This window comes from Bartonella sp. TT29SHDZB, from assembly GCF_042193395.1.
In the GTDB taxonomy this organism is placed as follows: domain Bacteria; phylum Pseudomonadota; class Alphaproteobacteria; order Rhizobiales; family Rhizobiaceae; genus Bartonella.
The window spans coordinates 1-2,846 of sequence record NZ_JBHILQ010000059.1 but is presented as its reverse complement, the minus strand read 5'-3'; the positions used below and the strand labels follow the sequence as shown (position 1 = coordinate 2,846).

The window sequence follows — 2,846 nt, the reverse complement described above, 5'->3', positions numbered from 1 at the left end:
AGCTTCATTTTGATTCTTTTGAAGAGAATTAATCAATAGAATATATTGTCATGGAGTTTATTCTTTATGCTTCGCCCTCATCATTATGATCATGAACATGTCTCTTTACGCTCTCTCTTAGAATATTATCGTCAACAAGCAAAATCACCCCGTGAATTGGGAACGCTGTTTGAAAACCTTGTCATGGCTTATCTTATGCATGACCCTCTCCATTTTGGACGATATGAAACGGTTGAGAGCTATTATGAATGGGCTAAAGAGCATGAAGGTTGGAATAAAAATGATATCGGCATTGATCTGGTGGCAAAGCTTCGTCATCAAGAGGGATATGTGGCTATTCAATGTAAGTTTTATAAAGCTGACCATCAGATCAGTAAAAAAGATATTGATAGCTTTATCGCTGCCTCTGGAAAAGACATCTTTAAATATCGTCTTCTCGTCGATACCACAGAAGTGGAATTAAGTGACAATGTGAATGCCATGATTAAAGGACAAGCGATACCCGTTTATCGTACTGACCTTCGTCATATGGAAAACAGTCGGATAGATTGGCAAATATTTGCAACAAAACAAGAAGTTCTTCTGAAATCAACAAAAGAGCCTCGTCCACATCAAGAAGAAGCCATCAAGAAAGTCTGTGAAGGGTTAAAAGAAGCAGATCGTGGCAAGCTAATTATGGCATGTGGAACGGGGAAGACTTTCACTAGCCTTAAGATAGCAGAAACCATAGCAGGAACAGGCAAGCGTGTGTTGTTTCTGGTTCCTTCTCTGGCTTTAGTTTCGCAAACAATCCGTGAATGGACAGCCGATGCACAAGTCCCGTTGCGTTCCTTTGCGGTTTGTTCTGATACGAAAGTAGGCAAGCGTCGTAAAAACCAAGATGATATTGTTGGCATGGAAACATCAGATCTTGTTCTCCCTGCTACCACGGATGCGAAAGCCCTTGCCAAAGAAGCTTGCGAAAACCTAGCAGATGCAATGACGGTCATCTTTTCAACCTATCATTCTATCCAAGTGATTTCGGATGCACAAAATACCCATGGGTTACCTGAATTTGATCTGATCATTTGTGATGAAGCCCATAGAACAACTGGTGTTGTGTTGGGAACAGAAAAGCATGAATCTGAATTTATCAAGGTTCATGACAATAGCATTATTCGAGGCAAAAAACGCCTCTACATGACAGCAACCCCAAAGATCTTTAGTGACAAGCTGAAAAGGAATGCTTTCTTATCCAATAACGTTTTGGTGTCCATGGATAATGAAAAACTCTATGGCAAACAACTTTACACTTACAACTTTTCACGTGCTTTAGAGGATAAGCTGTTAGCACCTTGTAAAGTTATCATATTAGTTGTCAATGAAAAAGAAGTAAGCCAATCCATTCAACATCTGATAACCGATAAGAATTATGAACTTATTCTTGACGATAGGACCAAGATTAATGGCTGTTATAGAGCTCTTACTAAAATGGATCTGAAACTTGATCTTAAAGATGACCCCAAGCCCATGCGTAGAGCTTTAGCTTTTTGCAAAGATATTGAGACTTCTAAACGCATATGCAAGAGATTCAAAAAAGAAAAAGTGCAAGAATCTTTGCGCGCTCTTCATAAAAACTATAAAGATACTCCTCCTCTTAACTGTACCCTTGCCCATATTGATGGAACCTTTAGTGCTAAAGAGCGTACAAAACAACTTGAATGGTTAAAGGAAGATGCGGGGGAAAATACCTGCCGTGTACTTACCAATGTACGCTGTCTTTCTGAAGGTGTTGATGTTCCTGCTCTTGATGCCGTTCTATTTTTACACCCGCGCAAAAGTCAAATTGAGATTATTCAAGCGATAGGACGTGTCATGCGTCGAGCAGAGGGTAAAAAAAGAGGCTATATCATTCTACCCATTGGGATACCCGCTGACATTCCGCCGGAAATAGCCTTAGAAAACAACCAAAAGTATAATGTCATCTGGCAAGTTCTCAATGCTTTACGTGCTCATGATGATAACTTTAATAAAATAATTCACCATATGCACAAAAAACAAGACGTAAGCGATGCTCTTGAAATCGTTGCTGCTTCTCAAGAACTTGCGTTAGAAGATACGACTATAGTTATTGATGATTTACCTATACGCTCAAAATTAGAGTATTCAGGACTTAATATTGGGTTAGCAACTTACGAATCCTCTCACACATGTGAAGAACAAGGAGAACTCCCCCTTTTTTCTAAAAGTAAAGATGTCATTAGAACTGCTATTGTTAATAGATTTTACGACCCTAGCTATTGGAAAAAATGGGCAATAAATGTTGGTGATCTTGCTCAAACTCATATCACACGCTTAACTGAGGTTTTGACGAAATCAGAAACTGAAACACGGCAGGTGTTTAATGATTTTATGACCGAATTACGTAGTAATTTAAATACAACTATCTCCGAAGAAAATGCGATTGAAATGCTTGCGCAACATCTTGTGACGCGTCCAGTCTTTAATGCTTTATTTGAGGGGCATCAGTTTGTTCAAGAGAATCCCGTATCTTGTGCTTTACAACGCGTACTCAATGTCCTTGATAAAGTTACCCCTAAAGAAGAATCTCAAGATCTGAACAATATTTCTAGGAGTATACAATTTTACACGCGTGGAATTACCACTCTTGAAGCACAACAAAGCTTAATTGTAGAGCTTTATAATGAATTTTTCCGTTATGCTTTTCCGCGTACAGTAGAAAAATTAGGCATTGTTTATACTCCCATTGAGGTTGTTGATTTTATCATTCATTCTGTTGATGATGTGTTGCGTCATGAATTTGGAAAAAGTCTAGGATCACGTGGTGTTTCTATTCTTGACCCTTT

Annotated in this window: 1 protein-coding gene; it reads left to right on the top strand. The window is 38.7% G+C overall.

Annotation, left to right across the window (positions count from 1 at the left end; genetic code table 11):
• Positions 1-66: 66 nt before the first annotated feature.
• A partial coding sequence (locus ACFIJJ_RS09300; RefSeq protein WP_375646755.1) for a DEAD/DEAH box helicase family protein occupies positions 67-2,846 on the top strand: 2,780 nt, incomplete at its 3' end.